This window comes from Pseudomonas sp. DNDY-54 (genome assembly GCF_019880365.1).
Classification (GTDB): Bacteria; Pseudomonadota; Gammaproteobacteria; order Pseudomonadales; family Pseudomonadaceae; genus Stutzerimonas; species Stutzerimonas stutzeri_P.
In genome coordinates, this window is the sequence record NZ_CP082271.1 from 2,818,423 (window position 1) to 2,840,393 (window position 21,971).

Annotated in this window: 21 protein-coding genes, 2 tRNA genes and 1 other RNA gene; 9 read left to right on the forward strand and 15 right to left on the reverse strand. The window is 59.4% G+C overall.

What is annotated here, in order from left to right:
• Positions 1-117 precede the first annotated feature (117 nt).
• Positions 118-1,467: a class II 3-deoxy-7-phosphoheptulonate synthase gene (locus K4O48_RS12960; RefSeq protein WP_222908773.1), complete on the forward strand. Its 1,350-nt coding sequence runs from the start codon at positions 118-120 to the stop codon at positions 1,465-1,467.
• A gap of 238 nt (positions 1,468-1,705) precedes the next feature.
• Positions 1,706-3,154: an SLC13 family permease gene (locus tag K4O48_RS12965; RefSeq protein ID WP_222908775.1), complete on the forward strand. Its 1,449-nt coding sequence runs from the start codon at positions 1,706-1,708 to the stop codon at positions 3,152-3,154.
• A 162-nt stretch (positions 3,155-3,316) separates the two neighbouring features.
• Here the strand turns inward: K4O48_RS12965 and efp are convergent, their stop codons facing one another.
• The 3 genes from efp to ffs form a co-directional block, all read right to left on the reverse strand.
• Positions 3,317-3,883 (reverse strand): elongation factor P, encoded by a 567-nt coding sequence (efp, locus tag K4O48_RS12970; protein ID WP_122164233.1) that lies wholly within the window; start codon positions 3,881-3,883, stop codon positions 3,317-3,319.
• Positions 3,884-3,926: 43 nt separating this feature from the next.
• On the reverse strand, positions 3,927-5,066 hold the full coding sequence (gene earP / locus K4O48_RS12975) for an elongation factor P maturation arginine rhamnosyltransferase EarP (protein WP_222908777.1): 1,140 nt from the start codon (positions 5,064-5,066) through the stop codon (positions 3,927-3,929).
• Positions 5,067-5,253: 187 nt separating this feature from the next.
• Positions 5,254-5,350: signal recognition particle sRNA small type (gene ffs / locus K4O48_RS12980), an RNA gene on the reverse strand.
• Positions 5,351-5,840: 490 nt separating this feature from the next.
• Here ffs and K4O48_RS12985 point away from each other — a divergent pair.
• The gene (locus K4O48_RS12985; RefSeq protein ID WP_222908778.1) at positions 5,841-6,827 is read left to right on the forward strand and encodes an NAD(P)/FAD-dependent oxidoreductase; all 987 of its coding nucleotides are present in this window, start codon (positions 5,841-5,843) and stop codon (positions 6,825-6,827) included.
• A 93-nt stretch (positions 6,828-6,920) separates the two neighbouring features.
• On the opposite strand, the gene K4O48_RS12990 is transcribed toward K4O48_RS12985, so the two are convergent.
• From K4O48_RS12990 to K4O48_RS13000, 3 genes are all read right to left on the reverse strand, one after another.
• A complete protein-coding gene (locus K4O48_RS12990; protein WP_222908780.1) occupies positions 6,921-7,850 on the reverse strand; it encodes a ZIP family metal transporter in 930 nt (309 codons plus the stop codon).
• Between the two features lie 302 nt (positions 7,851-8,152).
• Positions 8,153-8,228, reverse strand: a tRNA-Gly gene (locus K4O48_RS12995).
• 17 nt (positions 8,229-8,245) lie between these two features.
• Positions 8,246-8,321: transfer RNA gene (locus K4O48_RS13000), tRNA-Glu, on the reverse strand.
• A 214-nt stretch (positions 8,322-8,535) separates the two neighbouring features.
• Between K4O48_RS13000 and K4O48_RS13005 the strand changes: the two genes are divergently transcribed.
• Together K4O48_RS13005 and K4O48_RS13010 are read left to right on the forward strand one after the other, a co-directional pair.
• Positions 8,536-9,303 (forward strand): hypothetical protein, encoded by a 768-nt coding sequence (locus K4O48_RS13005; RefSeq protein ID WP_222908782.1) that lies wholly within the window; start codon positions 8,536-8,538, stop codon positions 9,301-9,303.
• A 125-nt stretch (positions 9,304-9,428) separates the two neighbouring features.
• Complete coding sequence (locus tag K4O48_RS13010; RefSeq protein ID WP_222908784.1) at positions 9,429-10,112, forward strand: glutathione S-transferase family protein; 684 nt, start codon at positions 9,429-9,431, stop codon at positions 10,110-10,112.
• Between the two features lie 119 nt (positions 10,113-10,231).
• Here the strand turns inward: K4O48_RS13010 and K4O48_RS13015 are convergent, their stop codons facing one another.
• The 3 genes from K4O48_RS13015 to msrB form a co-directional block, all read right to left on the reverse strand.
• Positions 10,232-11,110 (reverse strand): ATP-binding protein, encoded by an 879-nt coding sequence (locus K4O48_RS13015; protein WP_222908785.1) that lies wholly within the window; start codon positions 11,108-11,110, stop codon positions 10,232-10,234.
• A gap of 62 nt (positions 11,111-11,172) precedes the next feature.
• Positions 11,173-11,655 carry a glutathione peroxidase gene (locus tag K4O48_RS13020; protein WP_222908786.1) on the reverse strand — a complete coding sequence of 161 codons (483 nt, stop codon included), beginning with the start codon at positions 11,653-11,655 and terminating at the stop codon, positions 11,173-11,175.
• Positions 11,656-11,688: 33 nt separating this feature from the next.
• Positions 11,689-12,087: a peptide-methionine (R)-S-oxide reductase MsrB gene (gene msrB / locus K4O48_RS13025; protein WP_222908787.1), complete on the reverse strand. Its 399-nt coding sequence runs from the start codon at positions 12,085-12,087 to the stop codon at positions 11,689-11,691.
• A 189-nt stretch (positions 12,088-12,276) separates the two neighbouring features.
• Between msrB and K4O48_RS13030 the strand changes: the two genes are divergently transcribed.
• The 4 genes from K4O48_RS13030 to K4O48_RS13045 all read left to right on the forward strand — a co-directional run bounded on the left by K4O48_RS13030 (position 12,277) and on the right by K4O48_RS13045 (position 15,683).
• Positions 12,277-13,488, forward strand: coding sequence for a pyridoxal phosphate-dependent aminotransferase (locus K4O48_RS13030; protein ID WP_222908789.1), 1,212 nt, complete (start codon positions 12,277-12,279; stop codon positions 13,486-13,488).
• Positions 13,489-13,496: 8 nt separating this feature from the next.
• Positions 13,497-13,916, forward strand: a complete 420-nt coding sequence (locus tag K4O48_RS13035; protein ID WP_222908791.1) for a hypothetical protein — start codon at positions 13,497-13,499, stop codon at positions 13,914-13,916.
• 132 nt (positions 13,917-14,048) lie between these two features.
• Entirely contained in the window at positions 14,049-14,921 is an 873-nt protein-coding gene (gene htpX, locus K4O48_RS13040; RefSeq protein ID WP_222908793.1) for a protease HtpX, read from the forward strand.
• A 114-nt stretch (positions 14,922-15,035) separates the two neighbouring features.
• A complete protein-coding gene (locus K4O48_RS13045) occupies positions 15,036-15,683 on the forward strand; it encodes a DUF2959 domain-containing protein (RefSeq protein ID WP_222908795.1) in 648 nt (215 codons plus the stop codon).
• Between the two features lie 72 nt (positions 15,684-15,755).
• Here the strand turns inward: K4O48_RS13045 and K4O48_RS13050 are convergent, their stop codons facing one another.
• From K4O48_RS13050 to K4O48_RS20515, 6 genes are all read right to left on the reverse strand, one after another.
• Positions 15,756-16,421 (reverse strand): thiopurine S-methyltransferase, encoded by a 666-nt coding sequence (locus tag K4O48_RS13050; protein ID WP_222908796.1) that lies wholly within the window; start codon positions 16,419-16,421, stop codon positions 15,756-15,758.
• 59 nt (positions 16,422-16,480) lie between these two features.
• Positions 16,481-17,884, reverse strand: a complete 1,404-nt coding sequence (locus K4O48_RS13055) for a sigma-54-dependent transcriptional regulator (RefSeq protein WP_222908798.1) — start codon at positions 17,882-17,884, stop codon at positions 16,481-16,483.
• A 5-nt stretch (positions 17,885-17,889) separates the two neighbouring features.
• Positions 17,890-19,110: a sensor histidine kinase gene (locus tag K4O48_RS13060; RefSeq protein WP_260523739.1), complete on the reverse strand. Its 1,221-nt coding sequence runs from the start codon at positions 19,108-19,110 to the stop codon at positions 17,890-17,892.
• A 99-nt stretch (positions 19,111-19,209) separates the two neighbouring features.
• The gene (locus tag K4O48_RS13065; RefSeq protein ID WP_222908802.1) at positions 19,210-20,679 is read right to left on the reverse strand and encodes a sigma-54 dependent transcriptional regulator; all 1,470 of its coding nucleotides are present in this window, start codon (positions 20,677-20,679) and stop codon (positions 19,210-19,212) included.
• Between the two features lie 415 nt (positions 20,680-21,094).
• Entirely contained in the window at positions 21,095-21,391 is a 297-nt protein-coding gene (fliT, locus tag K4O48_RS13070; protein WP_222908803.1) for a flagellar protein FliT, read from the reverse strand.
• A gap of 129 nt (positions 21,392-21,520) precedes the next feature.
• The gene (locus tag K4O48_RS20515; RefSeq protein WP_260523626.1) at positions 21,521-21,952 is read right to left on the reverse strand and encodes a hypothetical protein; all 432 of its coding nucleotides are present in this window, start codon (positions 21,950-21,952) and stop codon (positions 21,521-21,523) included.
• Positions 21,953-21,971 lie beyond the last annotated feature (19 nt).

Here is a 21,971-nt window from a genome sequence, read left to right on the forward strand (position 1 = left end):
TGCGCGCTCTCCAAACCGGTCGGCGCATCTTACCAGCCCGATCGGCAAGGGCTATCAGCGCCGCGGCAGCGCATCAGGTAAAATCCGCGCACTTTTTCGCGGACGGACACGACCCTCATGAGCCAAGCCTGGAGCCCCACCAGCTGGAGAACCAAACCCATCCAGCAGCAGCCTGAGTACCCGGACGCCGAACATCTCAAACGCGTCGAGGACACACTGGCGAGCCTGCCTCCGCTGGTATTCGCCGGTGAGGCGCGGGAGCTGCGGCGGCAGTTCGGTGAAGTGACCCAAGGCCGCGCGTTCCTGCTGCAAGGCGGCGATTGCGCTGAAAGCTTCGCCGAGTTCTCCGCGCCGAAGATTCGCGACACCTTCAAGGTCCTACTGCAGATGGCCGTGGTGATGACCTTCGCGGCCGGCTGCCCCGTGATCAAGGTCGGCCGCATGGCCGGTCAGTTCGCCAAGCCGCGCTCCTCCGGCAACGAGACCATCAACGGCGTCACCCTGCCCGCCTACCGCGGCGATATCGTTAACGGCATCGGCTTCGATCAAAAAAGCCGCGTGCCGGACCCGGAGCGCTTGCTACAGGCCTATCACCAATCCACGTCCAGCCTGAATCTATTGCGCGCCTTCGCTCAGGGCGGTTTCGCCGACCTGCATCAAGTGCATCAGTGGAATCTGGATTTCATCGCCAACTCACAGATGGCTGAGAAATATCACCAGCTAGGCGCACGGATCGACCAGGCACTGCGGTTCATGCGCGCGTGCGGGATGGACAACGCACCGCAGTTGCGGGAAACCAACTTTTTTACTGCCCACGAAGCGCTGCTGCTGAACTACGAACAGGCATTCGTGCGTCAGGATAGCCTCAGCGGCGGTTGGTACGACTGCTCTGCGCATATGCTGTGGATTGGCGATCGCACGCGTCAGCTGGACGGCGCCCATGTGGAATTTCTGCGTGGCGTGGGTAACCCGATCGGCGTGAAAGTTGGGCCGAGCATGGGCAGCGAGGATTTGATCCGCCTGATCGACATCCTCAATCCCGAAAACGATCCGGGTCGCTTAAACCTCATCGTCCGAATGGGCGCAGACAAGGTCGAGGAAGGGCTGCCACGTCTGATCCAGACCGTTCAGGCCGAGGGCCGGCAGGTGCTGTGGAGTTCCGACCCGATGCATGGCAACACGATGAAGGCCTCCAGCGGCTATAAAACCCGCGATTTTGCGCGGGTGCTGGCCGAGGTCCGTCGGTTCTTCGACGTGCACCGCGCCGAGGGCAGCTATCCGGGCGGCATCCATATCGAAATGACCGGACAGAACGTGACGGAGTGCATTGGTGGGTCGCGCCCGATTACAGAAGACGGCCTCTCGGACCGTTATCACACGCACTGCGATCCGCGCCTAAACGCCGATCAATCGCTGGAAATGGCGTTTATGATCGCTGAGACACTGAAGCAGGTGCGGCCGGACTGATCAGTTTTCACCGGCGCTTTGATTCAAGCGCTGGTGAATCCTCCACAATGTAGGGTGGCGCTTCAGCCCACCGCTTTTCAGGCAAAAAGATGGTGGGCTGAAGCCCACCCTACCTCGCTATCTCACGCGTACTCGCTCCCCCCGCCGAACGAACGGCACCGGCTCTGGTCCGCGTTATAGAAGCCGGGCGCGTCGCGGGCGTCCTGGTATGGCTGCTGTCGTAGCGGAGTTGCCTGTCATGACTGGCTCACCTCAAAGCAAGGGCGCAGCCCTGGCCGCTTGGATCGGACTGATTTTGGGGCCTTTGCTGTTGATCACCTGCCTGCTCACTGAGCCTCCGGGCGGGCTGTCCGGCGAAGCCTGGTTGACGGTGGGCCTGGCTGGCCTGATGGCAATCTGGTGGTCGACCGAAGCGATCCCGATACCGGCGACCTCGCTGCTGCCCATCCTGCTAATCCCACTGCTGGGTATCGACACGCTGGCCAGAGCCACTGCGCCGTACGCTAACCCGACGATTTTTCTGTTTTTCGGCGGCTTTTTGCTCGGCCTGGCCATGCAGCGCTGGAACCTGCACCGGCGGATTGCGTTGGCGACATTACTGGCGGTAGGCAATCAACCCAGTCGCCAGATTGCCGGGTTCATGATTGCGACTGCCTTCATCAGCATGTGGGTCAGCAATACCGCCACCAGCATCATGATGCTGCCCATCGGATTGTCCGTCATCGGGTTATTGGTGGCGGGCAGCGAGGAGAAGGAAGGCAGTCGGTTCGCCATCGCCCTGCTACTTGGGATCGCTTATTCAGCCAGCGTCGGTGGCATTGCGACACTGATTGGCACACCGCCCAACGCGCTGCTGGCGGCTTTCCTTCGGGAGAATTACGACGTGCAGATCGGCTTTGGCCAATGGATGCTACTCGGGCTGCCGCTGAGCATTGGCATGCTGATCTTCATCTGGTGGTGGCTGACGCGCAGTGGTTTCACGTTGGCCGGCGGCGACAGCCGTGGCCTGTTGGAAACGGAGATGGCCAACCTTGGGCCAATGTCGCGTGCTGAAAAGCTCGTCGCCATGGTGTTTTCCCTGGCAGCTGCCGCCTGGATTCTGCAACCGCTTCTGGCTGGTTACGTCGAGGGCGTGAACGACACCAGTATCGCCATCGCTGCCGCCTTGGCACTGTTTCTGATCCCGGTAAATCTACGTGAGCGGGTTTTTCTGATGGATTGGGAACAGGCGAACAAGGCCCCCTGGGGTGTGTTACTGCTGTTCGGCGGTGGCCTGTCGCTCGCCGGCGCAATCGGCGAATCGGGCCTGGCCGAATGGATCGCCGAAAGCCTGGGTATTTTCGGCGCCTTGCCGTTAGTTCTGATGATCGGCCTCGTTGCACTGGTCATCATTTTTCTTACGGAAATCACCTCCAACACAGCAACAGCCGCAGCCTTCCTGCCCCTGCTCGGCGCATTGGCGGTTGCCCAAGGCATGTCGCCTGAGATGCTGGCGATTCCTGCCGCCGTTGCGGCCAGTTGCGCCTTCATGATGCCGGTGGCGACCCCGCCCAATGCCATCGTGTTCGGCACGGGCCAGCTACCGATACAGGCCATGATCAAGGCGGGCTTCGCCTTGAATCTGTTCGGCGTCGTGCTGGTTACCTTGCTCTGCTATCTGCTGGTCGGCTGGATATGGGGCGGGTGATGCATCCCTCAACGACGAACGCTGAGTGTTGAAAGCGGCGTTGCGGCCAGACAATACGCAGGCTGAAAAACACCACTCCATAAAAGACAAAACCCCGCTATTAAGCGGGGTTCGTCGTCCAATCAGCCAGCGCCGGGCTGGACCAGCAGGGAGCCAGCTGAATCAAGCCTTGATACGGGACTTGTATTCGCCAGTACGGGTGTCGATTTCGATCGAGTCACCAATTTCGCAGAAGGCAGAAACCTGCAGCTCGGCACCGTTCTTGAGGCGGGCAGTTTTCATAACCTTGCCGGACGTGTCGCCACGTACGGACGGCTCGGTGTAAACGATCTCACGAACGATAGTGTTCGGGAGTTCTACCGAGATCACCTTGTCGTTGTAAAAAGTCGCTTCGCAGACGTCAGTCATGCCGTCTTCGATGAAGGTCATCACGCCTTCCAGATCGCTTTTTTCGATTTCGTACTGATTGAACTCTTCGTCCATGAAGACATACAGCGGGTCGGCGAAGTAGGAATAGGTCACTTCCTTGCGCTCGAGAATAACCGGCTCCAGCTTGTCATCAGCCTTGTACACGGTTTCGGTCGCCGAACCATTGAGCAGGTTCTTCAGCTTCATCTTGACCACGGCACTGTTACGACCGGACTTGTTGAACTCGGCTTTCTGGATAATCCAGGGTGCGCCGTTGATAACGGCCACTTGGCCGGCACGGAACTCTTGTGCGGTTTTCATACGAATATCCGAATGGAATTAGAGACAAAAAACAGGCCGCGTATCATAGCCAATCTGTGTAAAAAAACACCAGCTTTCCAGCCAGATCCCCGTTGGCGACCTGCTTGTGTGTCCAGCGCTCGGCATGGGCGTTCAGCTCGGCCTCGTGTTCCAGGATGCTTGACCATGCTGCGGCGCTGCCCTCGCCTGCGTTCCAGGCATACCAGAATTTTCGCAGCGCGCCAGCTGGCCCTGGCGCCAAATCACGCAGATAGAGATCGAGGAACGCGTTGAGCTTGTCCCAATGCGCATCCTCCTCCTGGGGGTAGATGTGCCAGACCAGTGGGCGCCCCGCCCATTGAGCGCGGATAAACGATTCCTCGCCGCGCACAGCGTTGAAATCACAGCACCACAGAAGCATGTCGTACTGGTTCTGCGTCATGAACGGCAACACATCGATCTGCAATGCGCCACGCCCATGGCGGTCGCCCGCGCTTAGCTGTTCCAGCCCTAGCCAATGCGCAACATCGGCTAGAACCCGCCCCTCCGGGACCAAAAGATGCGTCGACCGCCGGTCCGCCGCCAGCGCATCCAGCCATCCTGCGACTGCCGGGTTTTCGTACGCGAACAGCGAGAGCAGTCGAGCACCGGGTTGCACATTCAAATCCAAACCGTGCAAAAAGGCTTCACGCAGCGTCGGATCATTCTGAAATGCCTCCCGGCGCGCCAGCAGATCGCCTTCGCGAATAAGCCCGCCGGTACCCTGCTCGAATCCCGGAAAGAAAAAGTATTTCTGCAGGCCATCGGGCTGCATCGAAGGCAACGCGTGGCAGCCCACCACCCAATCTTCGGCACTGAGGTATTCAAGATTGAGCCAGAGGATGCGGCGACCGCTGCCCGCCATCGCCTCGATATAAGCGGCAGGCAATTGGCAGGCGAAGGCTTCGATCACGATGTCCGCCGGTTCAGCGCCCGGCCATTCAGGCGACCAGTGCCGAACCTCAACACCCTCATGCCATTGCTGGCCAGCCGTAGCGCTGGTGCCCGGGCACAGCCGAGCGAACGTAGCGAGGTCATCGACCCATAGCCGAACGCACTGACCGTGCTCGGCGACGAGCTGCCGCGCCAGCCGCCAGGTCACGCCAATATCACCGTAGTTATCCACGACAACGCAGAAAATGTCCCAGCTCGCCTTGACCGACAAACCGTTCTCCTTCGATACACGAGGTAGTAGACCGCTCTGGCGCAGCCTTCTTGAGCGGTAAAGAATACAGGTTAGAAGCACCATGCATCTGTGCAGGCGCAAACGACAACCACGCGAAATCGCCGGAGCCTATGGGCGCCAGGGCGAAATAAACGAAGGGGAAAAGTCAGAGCGTTATGGAGGTGAACCCTACCAGCCACACCCCGGCACACAATGTCACCGCTGCGGCTGCTCCCTTCCGGGCCTGACCGGGTTCACGGCTGATCGTTGCGGGGGGACCGGCAGGGCCCACCATAACAAAACCCGCCTGGCGGCGAGCGGCGCCATTGTACCGGCTTATTCCTAACTTACAACCGGTCTCCGCACGGGTAAGACATTGAGTCTTCGAGCAATAACGACGCGCGGCCTTTTGGCGCGTTGCGCATCAGACCCACCCATCACAGAGCCGCACACCCAGCGACTCAGAACGAACTGGCCGCAGGGTCCTGCAAATCTATCCGTAATGTCGCGCCCCTCAGGCCAAAGCGCAGATGGCCCGTGCATTACCCGCCTGTAAAAAAATGCCGTGAGCCAAACCGCACCGCTCGTCAGCAAGATAAAAGATAGCCCCGCCGTGTGTCTCTCTGCCGCACAGAACCCCTATGCAAATTCGACGGCGTGTTCGAGGATAGGAAGTGCTCGAACGTGCCCACCAACGCGAATGGCACGAGGACCGAACGAACCAGCGCAGTTGTCGCGCAGCGGAGACTGGCGGCGCTATCGAAAGAGGTAAGCATGAGCGAAGCTCCAATTGCCATCGTCGGCACCGGCATCGCCGGGCTTTCCGCCGCGCATGCATTGCATGCAGCGGGACAGCCTGTTCAGTTATTCGACAAGAGCCGCGGTCTCGGCGGACGCATGACCAGCAAACGCAGCGAAGCTGGGCATCTCGACCTCGGGACTCAATACTTCACCAGCCGAGATCGTCGCTTCACTGAAACCGTTCGCCACTGGCAAACCCAAGGCTGGGTTGCCGAGTGGTCGCCCAACCTTTATCAGGCGCGAGAGGGTCTGCTGTCGCCGTCCGCAGATGAACAATTGCGCTGGGTGGGCGTGCCACGCATGAGTGCGATTGCGACGGGCCTGCTTGGTGACCTACCGATCAAGCTGTCCTGCCGGATCACCGATGTATTTCGAGGCGAGGAAAACTGGACGCTGGTCGATGCCGAAGGGAATAACCACGGACCATTCAGTCAGGTGATCATCGCTATTCCGGCGCCGCAGGCAAGCACCTTGCTGGCCTCGGCGCCAAAACTGGCCGCCGTCGCGGCCAGTGTTGCCATGGAGCCTACCTGGTCCGTTGCCCTGGGCTTCGCCAAACCACTCGAAACCAAGGTGGAGGCCTGTTTCGTTCAGGACGACGCCCTTGATTGGCTGGCTCGACACCGCAGCAAGCCCGGGCGCGACGACCTGCAGGATGTCTGGGTACTACATGCGAGCAGCGCGTGGAGCCGGCAACACCTGGACATGTCCCGGGAATCTGTCATCGAACACTTGCACGGCGCCTTCGCTGAACTGATCGACTGCGTCGTGCCCGCACCAGAGTTCACCCTCGCCCACCGCTGGCTCTATGCGCGCCCGAGCCAGTCTCATGAATGGACAGCACTGGCCGACGCTCACCTCGGCCTCTATGCCTGTGGCGATTGGTGCCTCTCAGGCCGCGTCGAAGGAGCATGGCTGAGCGGTCAAGAAGCTGCACGGCGTTTACTCGAACAGCGTTGATCGCGCCCTTGCCGCCGCCTACAGCAGCGGCACTGACATCCATCACTGATGAACCTAAATCTCAGTGAAGGCATGCGTCGTACCCCGTGCGCTCTACCCTAAGGCAGTATCTAGAAACATCATCACCGCAAATCCGCCCATCAGGCCGACCGTCGCCGGCGTCTGATGGCCGTTGCGGTGGGTTTCTGGAATGACCTCGTGCGACACCACAAAAATCATCGCACCGGCTGCCAAGCCGAGACTGACGGGGTACGCGACAGCCAGCCCGCTCGATATCCCCAAGCCCACCAGCGCGCCAATCGGCTCCATCAGCCCCGAGGCGGCGGCAACCAATATCGATCGCCAGGCGGAGAGACCGGTCGTCCGCAGCGCCAAGGCAATCGCCAGGCCTTCCGGAATGTCCTGTATAGCAATTGCCGTGGTGAGAGGCAGCCCCACTTCCAGATCACCATTAGCGAAACTGACCCCGATCGCCATGCCCTCCGGAATGTTGTGGAGGATGATCGCGAAGACAAACAACCACACCCGACTCACTCGCTGATGATGAGGCCCAAAGGCCCCGGCGGCCTCGTGCTCGTGCGGGGTGAAATAATCCAATCCGAGCATCAACAGCACGCCGAACCCGAGCCCAACGACCACCGTTAGCGCCGCAGCTGGCCCACTGCCAAATAGATCACGCGCAGCAGCAAGACCCGGAAGAATCAGCGAAAAGGAGCTGGCCGCGAGCATCATCCCAGCTGCAAAGCCCAGCATGGTGTCCTGTGTGCGTGTGGAAATGTTGCCCAGCGCAATGGCTAGCAGCGCGCCGAAAGCGGTCGTGACGAACCCTGCGGTACCGCCCAATAAGGCATAACGGATATTGCTCTCATCGCCATTCTGGAACGCGCTATAGCCACTGGCACCCAACAACAGCACAACAATCAATACGGTGCCAATCAGCCCCACCGCAATGATCGGATTCGCCTGAGCATGAGCGATCCATGCCGAGCGTAGCGTCGCTGCAGCGCTTTGAGTGCTTGCCATGATGTCAGCCCCGAGATGTAAGTCTTGTCGTCTGCCTACACTGGCGAAGGGGCAACCGAGCGGTCAACCATCGATCTACCCGCGGGCACCACTTCGTGCTAGGCGCGACGAGCGTCTATGTATGGGACCGTAACCGGCTTGCTGAGTTTTGACGGAGTGCCTGGATAAGCTGACTGAGCCCAAGCGGCACCGGTGGCGGCTGCTGATAGGCCAGCGCTGCCCGAATTCCGGGCACAAAAAAAGCGACGCTAAGGTCGCTTTTATTGCGCTGACGATGGGCCTTAGCCTCACACCAGCAAATTTGGAGCGGGAAACGAGACTCGAACTCGCGACCCCGACCTTGGCAAGGTCGTGCTCTACCAACTGAGCTATTCCCGCGGGGTTTACAGCAAATATGGCGTCCCCTAGGGGACTCGAACCCCTGTTACCGCCGTGAAAGGGCGGTGTCCTAGGCCACTAGACGAAGGGGACGCAGCCCGGAAACTACAGCTTTCATTCCGGCTTCCAGCGTCTGCGATGTGCTTCACGCTGCAAGTGGCGCGCATTCTATGGAGCGACGATTAGGCCGTCAAGCGCGATGTGAAAATTTTTTATAGCCTGAATCCACGCGCAGCGTTGCGCTATCAGCTTGCCATCTAACCCACTACACTCGCCATAAAACCGCCCGGTTCGAGAGGTGTGTCTCGTGTCTCCAGTTCTCATTACAGGATTGGTCGTTGCTGGCCTGTTCGTTTTAATAGCGATTGGCGTGATCAATCAGATCGTCGAAAAAAACAATTTGGAAAAGGCCCGCATGCGGGCCGAACTCAGTGATCGCATGCGCCGCTGCGCCAATCTGTCCGAGAGCTTTCCAGGCCAGATGATGACACCCCCGCTGAAGTTGCTGCTGACGCGTCTGGAACTGCATTTGGGCGAACGACTGCTGCCGCTCGACAAAAAGAACCCAGCGCTTGGCGCGCGCGTCGACGCCCTGCGCACCGCCGCGGCCAAGGGTGAAGATATTCCGGTGCAAAACGCGCCGGTAAACGTGGCTACCGAGGCGCAGGCGAAAGAGATTCGCCTGTTGCTCGAGGATTTGCACGCTCTAATCGTTTGGGCGAACAAACAGAATCAGCTCGATACGACTGCCGCCAAACGGTGGATCCAGCAGATCCAGCGGATGATGGTGATGCTGCATGTTGAGTATTTTACCAATGCGGGTAAGCAGGCCCTGCAACAGGGCAGCGCACACAAAGCGCGTTTGGCATTCGAGCGTGGCATTCAACATATTCGCAAGCAGTCGAACCCCGCGGATTATCAGCCCCAGCTGGCGCAGCTCGAGGCGAGCTACGCCCATGCCAACAAGCTGGAGCAGACCCAACAGCAACCGAAACTTGACGAACCCAGCGAGCTGGCGGAAGGTTTGAAAAGCCTCGAAAGCGAAGATGACTGGAAGAAAAACAACATTTACTAAGCGTCGGGCGGGACGAGCACGATCGGAGACGTAGCAGCGCGGCGCGCCAGCACCTCGGTACGTGACACTGCGATTGGAACGCTCGGCGCCCGGCTGCGTAACCTGTCTTGCTGTGGAGAATTTCGATGTCCTTAACCGTATTCGGCGCCCCACTGTCGCCATTCGTTCGTAAGGTACGCCTCTGCCTTCTGGAGAAAGGCCTGGATTACCAGCTCGAAGTCGTCATGCCGTTCACTCCCCCTGATTGGTACCTGCAGCTCAACCCTCTGGGGCGCATTCCCGCCATGAAGGACGGTGAGCTTTGCCTAGCCGACTCCAGTGTGATCTGCCAGTACCTCGAAGACGCCTATGAGCAGGCGCCGAAGCTGTACGGCAGCACCGCTGTGGAGCGGGCGCAGGTCCGCTGGTTCGAAAAATACGCTGACTACGAACTTGCGCCGCTGACGACCTTTGGTGTGTTCCGCAACCGGGTGCTAAAGCCGAGCTCGGGCCACGCCTGCAATGAGGAGAGCGTACAGGCTGCACTCACCCAGAAATTGCCGCCGCACTTCGATTACCTTGAAAGCCAGCTAGGCCAAAAGGCATTCTTTTTGGGCGACCACGTTTCGATGGCTGACATCGCCTTCACGTGCCAGTTGATCAACATGGAGCACGGCGGCGAAGTGATCAATGGAGACCGCTGGCCAGCGCTGGCAGCCCTCTATTCGCGTGTGAAGACGCGCGCTTCTGTGGAAAACGTGCTCCCAGGTGAACAGCGCATGGCCGCCAAACTCATCGAAATGGGCAAGAAAGCAACGCCGCCTAACTGAGGCTAGTTCCGCGCACGTCTTTGCCTCAACGCGCACCACCTAATCGCTGTACTAGCGAGCTCGAACGAGGCAACCACGTGCCGGGGGTTCTAAAGGCTCCCGCTGCGCCCTGTTGCAACTCAAAGCAGGCGAATCCCCACCCACTGCCGGGCAAATTGATAGGCGCAGCGGCCGTTGCGATTGCCGCGCGCCGTGGCCCAGCGAATCGCATCCTTTTCCAACTCCTCATCCCAGCTCCAGCTGAGACCAACCTGATCGGCCAGGGCGCCAACCCAGTGCCGGACGACATTCAGATAGTGCTCCTGACTAAACGGGTAAAACGAGAGCCAAAGACCAAAGCGATCCGACAGGGCAATCTTGTCTTCTACCGCTTCATTTGGATGCAGCTCGCCATCAACCATCTGCCAATTCTCGTTATCGCTCTGTCGCTCAGGCACCAGATGGCGACGATTGGAGGTGGCATACAGCAGCACGTTTTCAGGCGCTCGTTCAAGCGAGCCGTCTAGCACGCTCTTCAGCACACGGTAGTCACCTTCTCCCGCTTCGAATGAAAGATCATCGCAGAAGACTACGAAGTGCTGCGGCTGACCAGATAGCTGATCTACAACTTTCGGCAAGTCGGCCAGGTGATCGCGCTCGATCTCGATCAGGCGAAGGCCTGCCGCCGCATGCTCCGCCAGCAGCGCCCGAATCAAAGACGATTTCCCCGTCCCTCGCGCCCCCCAAAGCAGAACATGATTCGCGGGCAGGCCCGAGACGAACTGCCGGGTATTGCTCGATAGCAGCTCCCGCTGCCGGTCGATACCAATCAGATCAGTCAGATTCAGATCCAGCGACACATTCAAAGGCTGCAGGTAACCGCCCTGCCCTTCACGGTGCCAGCGCGCGGCCAGGCTGGCGCTCCAGTCGATCGATGCACGCGGTGCAGGCAGCAGCGGCTCCAGTCGCGCCATCAACGCATCGGCGCGCAACAGAAAGGCTTTGAGCTCGGCGTCCATCACAACACTCCAGAAATCCACAAACAGGGGCTACACCGTTACAGGCGTTGTCGCAGCGATAACTACAGGTGAGCTTCGATGTGAGAGGCCAGCGAATCGGGCGACGTTCGCGATGAAAAACGCGCTACCGACCGCCCCTCATCGGTGATCAGAAACTTCGTGAAGTTCCATTTGATCGCCTTGCTGCCGAGCAAACCGGGGGCGCGCTTCTTCAGCTGCACAAACAAGGGGTGCGCTTCACCGCCATTGACCTTGACCTTGGAGAACAGGGGAAAGCTGACACCGAAGTTGCGCTCACAGAACGTGGCAATCTGCGCCTCGCTCCCTGGCTCCTGATGGCCGAACTGGTCACAGGGGAACCCAAGCACCACCAGCCCCCGCTCGTGATAACGCTTCCAGAGCGCTTCCAACTCCTTGTACTGGGGTGTGAAGCCGCATTTACTGGCCGTGTTGACCACCAGCAGAACCTTGGCATCGAAATCACCCAACGTCTTTTGTTGGCCATCGATCGTGAGGCAAGGGACATCCAATAGCGCATCGTGCATGGCGGTATTCCATTGAAGCGTTGCGAAGCGGTCTCAGGCGTCGCGCGGCTTGTGATTGAGAGAGGCCGAGTTAATGCAATAACGCAGACCGGTCGGCGCTGGGCCATCCGGGAACACGTGCCCCAGATGGGCATCGCAACGCGCACATTTAACCTCGATACGATGCATCCCGTGGCTGAAATCATCGACGCTGGAAATGGCGGTGTCGCTGACGGGCTGGAAGTAGCTGGGCCAGCCACAGCCGGAGTCGAACTTCGCATCCGAGTCGAACAACGGCGCGTCGCAGCAGGCGCAGTGATAATTGCCGGGCGTCTTGGTGTCGTTATATCTACCCGTAAAAGGGCGTTCTGTTGCACCCAAACGACAAACCTGGAACTGCTCGTCAGAGAGCTCTTCACGCCAGGTTTCGAGCGGTTTTTCTAGCTTATCCATCGATACACTCCTCAGCTCAAAAAAGGCCGATCTGTACCTTTTCCGGTGGTCGGGCCGCACGTATGATGCGTTGCTCTTAGACGCCTAGTCTGGCAGCGGGGTTGCACACTGCCAAGGCGCCCGGGTTCACGCTAAACGTTGCCAGCCATCGAGAGCCGGGCGCGTCTTCACTTCGGGACACTCAGGATCATGCAGGTCAGCAAATCGAACAAGCTCGCCAACGTCTGCTACGACATCCGCGGGCCGGTGCTCAAGCACGCCAAACGCCTGGAAGAGGAAGGCCATCGCATCCTCAAGCTGAACATCGGCAATCCGGCGCCGTTCGGTTTCGAAGCCCCGGAGGAAATCCTCCAGGACGTGATCCGCAACCTGCCCACCGCGCAAGGCTACAGCGATTCGAAAGGCCTGTTCAGTGCGCGCAAGGCGATCATGCAGTACTACCAACAGAAGCAGGTGGAAGGCATCACCATCGAGGACATCTACCTCGGCAACGGTGTGTCTGAGCTGATCGTGATGTCCATGCAGGCATTGCTGAACAATGGCGACGAAGTGCTGATTCCTGCGCCCGACTACCCGTTGTGGACAGCGGCGGTGAGCCTGGCCGGCGGCAAGCCGGTTCACTATCTGTGTGACGAACAAGCCAACTGGTGGCCTGACCTAGCCGACATCAAGGCCAAGATCACTCCGAACACCAAAGCGCTCGTGCTGATCAATCCCAACAACCCGACCGGTGCGGTCTATCCGCGCGAAGTCTTGGAAGGCATGGTGGAACTGGCGCGCCAGAACAACCTGGTGCTTTTCTCAGACGAAATCTACGACAAGATTCTCTATGACGGTGCAGTCCACGTCTGCACCGCATCGCTGGCACCCGACGTGCTGTGCCTGACATTCAACGGGCTGTCAAAGTCCTATCGTGTCGCTGGCTTCCGCTCAGGCTGGGTCGCTATCTCCGGTCCCAAGCACAAGGCGCAAAGCTACATCGAAGGGATCGACATACTGGCGAACATGCGGCTCTGCGCCAATGTGCCGTCCCAGCACGCCATCCAGACCGCGCTAGGCGGCTACCAGAGCATCAACGACCTCGTTCTTCCGCCGGGCCGTCTGCTGGAGCAACGTAACCGGACGTGGGAACTGCTCAATGACATTCCCGGGGTCAGTTGCGTAAAGCCGATGGGTGCGCTCTACGCGTTCCCCCGGATCGATCCGAAGATCTGCCCGATTCACAATGATGAAAAATTCGTCCTTGATTTGCTCTTGTCCGAAAAGCTGCTGATCGTGCAGGGCACCGCCTTCAACTGGCCGTGGCCGGATCACTTCCGCGTGGTCACGCTGCCGCGCGTGGATGACCTTGAACAGGCCATCGGACGCATCGGCAGTTTCCTCAAAACTTACCGCCAATAGCCGCGTATATGGATTTGCAGATCGACGACTTCTACCGCGACGCCGCGTCCGGTCTGCTGTTGCTCTATCAGGCCTTCCCGCGAAAAATCACGCTGTATGTCGAAGACCTCATCGGGCATGAAGAGCCCGATGAGTTTGGCCTGCCCAGTAAGCGGCATCAGAGTTGCCTGGGTGCCTTGCTGTGGCTGGCGGAGGAAGGCTACCTGCGCTTCGAAAGCACCATTCAGTTTCTCGCCATCGACCAGGCCGTGCTGACCGAAAAGGGGTTTCTGCGGCTGACCCGCGTGTCTCGTGAAGCTGAACGATCCGGGACATTGCCACCTGCCGTTGAACGTGTGCATGCAAGCACAGCGTTTCAGCTGCGACAGGCGCTACGGGATGAGGATGGCGAACAAATCGCTCGGCTGACCCGAGCGCTGTTTGGCTAACTACGCAAGCCGGTCCGAGCGCAACGGCGCGGCAGGCGACATAGCTTGAAATAGTCGCCCGGTTGAATAGCACCGAGCCGCACCTTATATAGCCTATCGTTCTTAATTGTTCCCCTTGGAGTTTGCCGCAACATGATGCGCATTTTCTTGTTCCTGGCCACCAACCTGGCTGTATTGGTCGTCGCCAGCATCACCCTGAAGCTACTCGGAGTGGATCGTTACACGGGTCAGAACTACGGCAGCCTGCTGGCGTTCTGCGCCGTTTTCGGCTTTGCTGGCGCGCTCATTTCGCTGTTCATCTCCAAGTGGATGGCGAAGATGAGCACGCGGACCGAAATCATCAGCCAACCCCGCACCCGCCATGAACAGTGGCTGCTGCAGACCGTCGAGCAATTATCACGAGATGCCGGCATCAAGATGCCCGAGGTCGGTATCTTCCCCGCCTACGAGGCTAACGCCTTCGCGACCGGCTGGAACAAGAACGACGCGCTGGTCGCCGTTAGCCAGGGCTTGCTCGAGCGCTTTTCCCCGGATGAAGTCAAGGCCGTGCTCGCCCATGAAATCGGCCATGTGTCTAACGGGGACATGGTGACATTGGCACTGATACAAGGTGTCGTGAACACCTTCGTGATGTTCTTTGCGCGAATATTCGGCAGCTTCGTGGATCGCGTGATCCTAAAAAACGAAGACGGTCACGGCATCGGCTATTTTGTCGCCACCATATTCGCGGAGCTGGTGCTGGGCATTCTCGCCAGCATCATCGTCATGTGGTTCTCACGCAAACGCGAGTACCGCGCTGACGAAGCAGGGGCGCAGCTGGCCGGCACCAACGCGATGATCGGCGCACTGCAGCGGCTACGCACCGAACAGGGTGTGCCGGTCGATATGCCGGACAGCCTCAAGGCGTTCAGTATCAACGGCGCACTGCGTAACGGCCTGGCCGGGTTGTTGATGACGCACCCGACACTTGAGGATCGCATCGAAGCCCTGCGTCAGCGCGGCTGAATGAACGGAGCAACCAAAGGGCGGCCATGAGCCGCCCTTTTTTTCGCCCGCGTTTTGCACGTAGTGGCTGTATGCCTGTCGAAACAAACGCATTCATCGAACAAGGAATTCATCATGCGCTACGCCGCCGTACTCGGCTTCGCCCTGCTCACCCTCACCGGTTGCCAGAGCGCCTATTACTCTGCGATGGAAAAAGTCGGACTGCACAAGCGGGATATCCTTGTGGACCGCGTCGAAGAGGCCCGCGACTCGCAGCAACAGGCCAAAGAACAGTTCAAAGACGCGCTCGAACGCTATCGCAGCGTTGTGCAGGTCAAAGGGGGCGAGCTGGAAGAGCGTTACGAAGCACTGAACAGTGAGTTCGAAGCCAGCGAGAACAGTGCCCGCGACGTGAGAAACAGAATCGAGGCCGTGGAAGATGTCGCCGATGCGCTGTTCAAGGAGTGGAAGCAGGAGCTCGGCGAGTACAGCAATGCGAGCCTGAAGGCCGCGAGCGCAAAGGATCTGGCGCGCACCCAGAAAGACTATCGCGTGCTTCTGCAGCGCATGAAAGCAGCGGAGAAGCGTATTGACCCGGTGCTCGACGTGTTACGCGATCAGGTGCTGTTTCTCAAGCACAACCTCAATGCTCGTGCCATCGGTGCTCTGCAGGGGGAATACCGCACGCTTGAAGGTAATGTCGATCAGTTGCTAGCCGACATGCAGCGGGCGATTGACGAGGCCGACCTGTTCATTCGCCAGCTTCAGGGCAGCAAGCAGTAATTCAGGTGAGGGCGGGGCTAGAACATAGCTGCGCCCTCCTTGGCTATCAGCGATCAGGCTCGGCGGAAACCGCTAGGGATTCCTGACGAGCCGGTAGCAGCTTTCCTCCAGCCGCGTCAGGCCACGCTGCAAAAATTTCCAGTTGCCTTCATTGTCCAGTGCGTCGACCCGCTCCAGCCGTTCGATGTCCCAGTGAGCGCCAAAGAGCCGCCTGACCTCTCCTTCACTCACTGCAAAGGGTGGTCCAGACATCTGCGGCTGCTCGTAATCCAGCGTAATCAACAACGCTTGGCAGCTTTTCGGGAGGATTTTCGTCAGATGCTCGGCATAGCGTTGTCGCATCTCGGCAGGCAATGCAATCAGCGCCGCACGGTCGTACAAGGCCTGGCAATCGGAGACGTCGCTTTGGGTCAGGGCGAAGAAATCGCCACGGCGGATCTCCAACGCACCGGCACGATACAGTGCGTGTTCACCCTGAACGGCCACTTCGGGAGTCAAACCCTGCTCGGCAAAGAAGTCATCCACAGCGCGTTCACTTAACTCGACACCAAGCACTGCAAAGCCCTGCTCTGCCAACCATGCCATGTCGAGCGTCTTGCCGCACAACGGCACCAGGACCCGGGTGCCATTGGATAGCCCGATAGCCGGCCAGTGACGACGGAGATAAGGATTGACCTCGTTCAGATGAAAGCCGATTTCGTTGCGTGACCAACGCCGTTCCCAGAAGCCCTCGTCCACGTTGCTACCCTCATAACGATGATGTGGGAGCTTATCAGAGCCGATCGCTAACGCTCGTCTTAACCGGCCAGAAGCGCTTCGAGGTCCATCCCGGCGTCGCGCATTTGCGCCAGCTTATAACGCAGAGTCCGCGCGCTGATCCCCAAACGGTCGGCGGTCTCCTTGCGACGCCCGTGTTCGGCACGCAAGGTATCGAGGATCAGTTCAAATTCTCGCCGCCGCAGGTCATCACCCAGCGCGCCCGACGTATCGGCTACCACTGGCGGAACCACAGGCGACGGCACAAACCGCTCGGCATCATGTGCGGCGCCCCGTGCCTGCGACGCGAAACCAGTCGGAGCGGTCAGGCAGAGGTCGTCTGGCTCGATCACGCCACCCTGCTGCAGGATCAGCGCACGCTGAATGGCGTTATCCAGCTCGCGGACATTCCCTGGCCATGAATGGGAGAGAAGGCATTGGCGGGCCTCGTCCGAAAGCCTGGCGATCGGCTGGCGCATCTTGGTCGCGTGGTTAACCAACAACCGCTCGGCAAGCGGGATAATGTCGGCCGGCCGATCGCGCAACGCTGGCCAGGCAAGCGGAAACACCGAAAGACGATAGAACAGATCTTCACGGAAATACCCGCTACGAACCGCCTCGGCCAAGTCACGATTGGTCGTGGCGACGATTCGAATATCGAGCGGTATCGGCTTGCGCCCACCGACGCGCTCGACCTCGCGCTCCTGCAGCACCCGAAGTAACTTGGCCTGGAGCGCCAACGGCATTTCGGAGATCTCGTCGAGGAGCAACGTACCGCCTTCGGCCAGCTCGAACTTGCCCGGCTGCATAGCAATGGCACCGGTGAAAGCGCCCTTCTCGTGACCGAACAGAGTTGCCTCGAGCATGTTGTCGGGTATTGCCGCACAGTTGATCGCAATGAACGGCTTGTGAGCGCGTGTGGATTGCTGGTGGATGTATCCCGCCAGGACTTCCTTGCCGGTCCCGGACTCACCGGAGACCAGTACGGTTGAATCGCTCCGCGCGACTCGCGCCGCCAGCGCCAACAGCTGCAGGCTTGCCGGCTCGACCGCGACCGGTCCATCCAGATCCGCAGCGCCGAGTCGGCCGCAAGCATGTCGCGCCACCAGCCCGAGCAGTACCTTCGGTTCGAACGGTTTGACCAGATAATCGACAGCGCCCTGACGCATGGCTTCGACTGCTCGCTCGACAGCGCCGTATGCCGTCATCAGCAGGACGGGCGTCTGTGGGTACTGGTTGCGGACCAACACCTGCAGCGCGTGACCATCCATGCCCGGCATGTTCACGTCGCTGACCATCAAGCCAAAGGCTTCATGTTCCAAGGCCGACAATGCCGCTTCGGCGCTATCGACAGCCCGATAGGAATAGCCACCGAGCTCCAGCGTATCGCCTAGTGCCTCGCGCAATGCGCGGTCGTCCTCGACCAAGAGAATCTTCGCGACCATATGCTTCACTCCGAACCTACCGCCGCAACTGCGCAAAGCAATGGCAGCTGCAAGATGGCACAGGTCCCGCGACCGGGTCGGGAGCGCAGCTCAAGTGCCCCTGAGTGCGCGCGCGCGACCGATTTGGCGACGGCCAGACCCAGCCCGGTACCGGTCGCCCTGGTGGTGAAAAACGGCTCACCGAGCCGAGCCAGGATGACCGCATCCATCCCGGCGCCGTTATCGCTGATGCTGATGCGCAGGACCTGCCCGCGCGCGTAAAGATGGACTTTCAGCCTCGGGTCACGCCCCGACGCCTGAACCGCATTCTCAATCAGATTACTCAGTGCACCCACCAAGGTGTCGCGGTTGCACAGAAGCGCGCCTTCATGCACGTCACACTGCCAGCGGACGTCCATGCCCTCCAGAAGCGGCTCGGAAGCGGTCCGCAAAGCCGTGAGCAGATCGACCGGAGCCAGCCGATTTTCCAGCGGCAGGTCGCCACGTGCGAAGACCAGCATGTCACGGACCTGGTTTTCCAGTTCGTTCAGACGATCTTTAAGACGTCCCGCAAAGCGCTGCTGATGTTCGGCAGACAGCCCGCCTTGCTCAAGATGGCTTGCATACAACAATGCCGTGGAGAGCGGCGTGCGAATCTGATGAGCTAACGAAGCCACCATCCGCCCTAGCGCAGACAAACGTTCATGACGAGCCAACTGCTCTTGAAGCCGCCGGGTTTCGGTCAGGTCGGTCAGGAGCACCAGTTGGCCGGGCTCGCCATTCAGTGAGCGCGTAGCGATGGAGACACGACGTCCATCCTTCAGCGAGACTTCATGACCATCGTCCCGGCGAGGGGCGAAACTTCGAGCAATCACGTCGCGCCACAGCTGCCCATCGAGCGGCCCACCTAAAAGCTCCAGCGCCACCGGATTGGTCTCGCGGATCACACCCTGCCCGTCTATAACGATCACGCCGCCTGGCAGCAAATCCAACAGGCTTTGCAAGCGGTTGGCTAGACGCTCTTTCTCGTCAAGCTCTTCGAGACGCCGTGCGCTGGTGTCCGCCAGTTGATCCTTTAACTCGGCTACGCGCGCCTGTAGCAATTGCCGGGACTCGCCCAAACGCCCGGACATTCGGGTAAACAGCTCGAGCGACTGTTCGAGCTCGCTAGAGGCTGCAGCGCTGGCGGGACGCACATTCAAAGCCGATGATGAGGACGCTGAAGTCACTGCACTCGTATCCGTCAAAAGATGGTCGGTCATTTGACGGGAGCAAGGATCATGCCTGGCTAGGCGGGACAGCTGAAGAACTACCACACCGCCGGAATCGGCGGCGTGGCGAGACACTCACTCGTCGAGATCGTCGTCCCGTCGATTCATGCCGTACTTGCGCATCTTTTCAACCAGAGTGGTTCGCCTGATGCGTAAACGCTCAGCCGCCCGCGCCACGACGCCATTGGCATCATCGAGCGCCTGCTGGATAAGCCCTTGTTCCAGATTACCCAAGTAGTCCTTGAGATCGAGGCCTTCGGAGGGGAGCATCGCATGGGCATCCGACGCGACGATGGGGGCGTTGATCGCGGCGCGCTCTTCCATCTCATCGTGCATGCCGACGGCATACTGCTCGTCATCATCATCGACATGGCGGAACTTCTTAGGCAGCTCCATCACCCCAATGACCCCGTAGGGATGCATGATCGCCATGCGCTCGACAAGGTTCGCCAGCTCGCGCACGTTGCCCGGCCAATCGTGACGGCACAGCGACATGATGGCAGCGGAGTTGAAACGGATCGAGCCGCGCTTCTCATGCTCCATGCGCGAGATGAGCTCATTCATCAACAGCGGAATGTCCTCGATACGCTCGCGCAACGGTGCCATTTCGATTGGGAAGACGTTCAGACGGTAATACAGATCCTCACGGAAACTACCGTCCACGATCATCTTCTCCAAATCCTTGTGAGTTGCCGCAATGATGCGAACGTCCGCATTTTGCGTACGGTTGCTACCCACGCGCTCAAAGGTACGCTCCTGCAGCACGCGCAGCAGCTTGACCTGCATAGGCAGCGGCATGTCGCCGATTTCGTCCAGGAACAGCGTTCCGCCATCAGCCAGTTCGAAGCGGCCCGCACGCGATGAGATGGCGCCGGTGAACGCACCTTTCTCGTGGCCAAACAGCTCGCTTTCAAGCAACTCCGCTGGAATCGCCCCGCAGTTAACGGGTACAAAGGGCCCGCCGCGGCGCTTGGAGTGGTAATGCAGATTGCGCGCGACTACCTCTTTGCCGGTTCCGGACTCACCCAGAATCAACACGCTCGCTTCGGTGTCAGCGACCTGTTGCATCATCTGCCGAACATGCTGAACGGCACGACTGGTCCCTACCAGGCTACGGAACAGATTCGGCTCACGCTGCCGTCCGCGCGCCTTCGCCTGGTCATTCATCTCACGGTAGATCTGAGCGCGATGAAGCGAGTCGAGCAACTTGTTGTAACTTGGCGGCATCTCGAGGCTGGTCAGTACGCGTCGCCGGATATCATCCGGCCAGTCTGCGGGTACCGGCTCGCCGATCAGCATAAGCGGCAGGTTCTCATCCCACTTGCTGAGCTGTTTAAGCAGTTCCACCGCGCCGCCCTTGGCGGAAACCTCACCGAGCATCACTCCCAGTACGCTGCGGCTTGACTCAAGCCCATCGACAGCACCCCGCCACTCACTGCTGGCGCAGGCGAGATGGTCTTCACTCAGAAAATTGAAAATGACCGTCAAGTCTCGGCGGCGGTCCTGATCGTCATCTATCAACAATATTTTCGTTTCACGCCACATCTTATTAATAGCTCTAGAGGCTGAAAGAAAGCCTGCGCTCGTCTCCGGCAGAAACGACTGCGTCATCGGCAGATAGCCAGTAGTTAATTAAAAAAAACGGCGCGAGTCAAATTTATGACGTGATTCAACGACAAAAAGACTAGAAACAGGGCGTGATGAGTTCAGTTGGGAAGAAATGGCGACCTGACAGGACACAAGAGGGCTACCGGGGGAATCGCCCTTCCACACCACGCGCCGAATGCTCAATCAGAAGCCACGCGGTATGTGAGTAATTTGAAGTGCGGATCGCCAATTCACCTTGCGCTTGATCTGATACGTCACCAATGACGAATACTGCGGCTGTCAGACTGGCAAACGTGGATCGATCGTCACATCAAATGTCGGCGTAACGAGCGGTATCACCGCAGAAGCCAGCTCAACCAAATAGCTTGTAGACATTGGCACCCTGGCGAGACTGATTAAGCTGGATCAGTTCATCCGCAACCCGACGTTGTTCAGCCTGGCAAGTCGTAACCAATTCGCGGTAGAGATTCACCAGCTCTTCCAGACGTTGACGAATAGCCGACTCGTTCTCGCGCGGCTCTTCCATTACCGCGTCGATAACCTGCCGGCATTGCAGATCAAGGACGCTAATCGCCGTCCAGTCCTGTTGCACCATCGCATCGCGCAGCGCGCTGCCAGTTTCTTCGAGACGCTTGACTGCTGCACTCATGGATCCGCTCCGGATGAACTGGTGACAAGGCCGAGCCCGTGCAACGGCCGCACGCCTTAGCCGTGCTTGAAGCTTATCGGCACCTTGCGATTCGTCTTTAGCCCGTTAACACAACGGGCCTAGACGGAATCAATGCAGGCTACGCAGCCCCGTCGGGACGCTGGGGGGGGCTACCGGCTCCCAAGGGCCGTCGGGCCGGCCGGCGCAGTACCAGTCACCATCCCAGCGGTAATAAAGGCGTTCGCGGTAGAACATGTTTCGCCCTTCCACGACGTACACGTTCAGCCGATTGTCCCAATGAGCTGGCGCATGGGGGGGAGGCGCATAGCGAGGGTGGCTTTTCTGGGTCGCCGGCGGACGCGGTGCTGGCGGCGTGCGAACCGGCGGAGGGCTTACAACGGGTTCGCGCGGCTCTTGCATCGGCGGTGACGGCGGCCGTGTCGGTTCCGAGGCCTCATATGGGTTTCCCGCACAGGCGCCCAGCAGCAGTGCCAGCACCGCTACCCCACCCGCTCGTGAAGCCGGGCAAATACTCCTCGAAAACGATTTTTTCAGCGTCATCTTCACCTTCTTGAGCGCT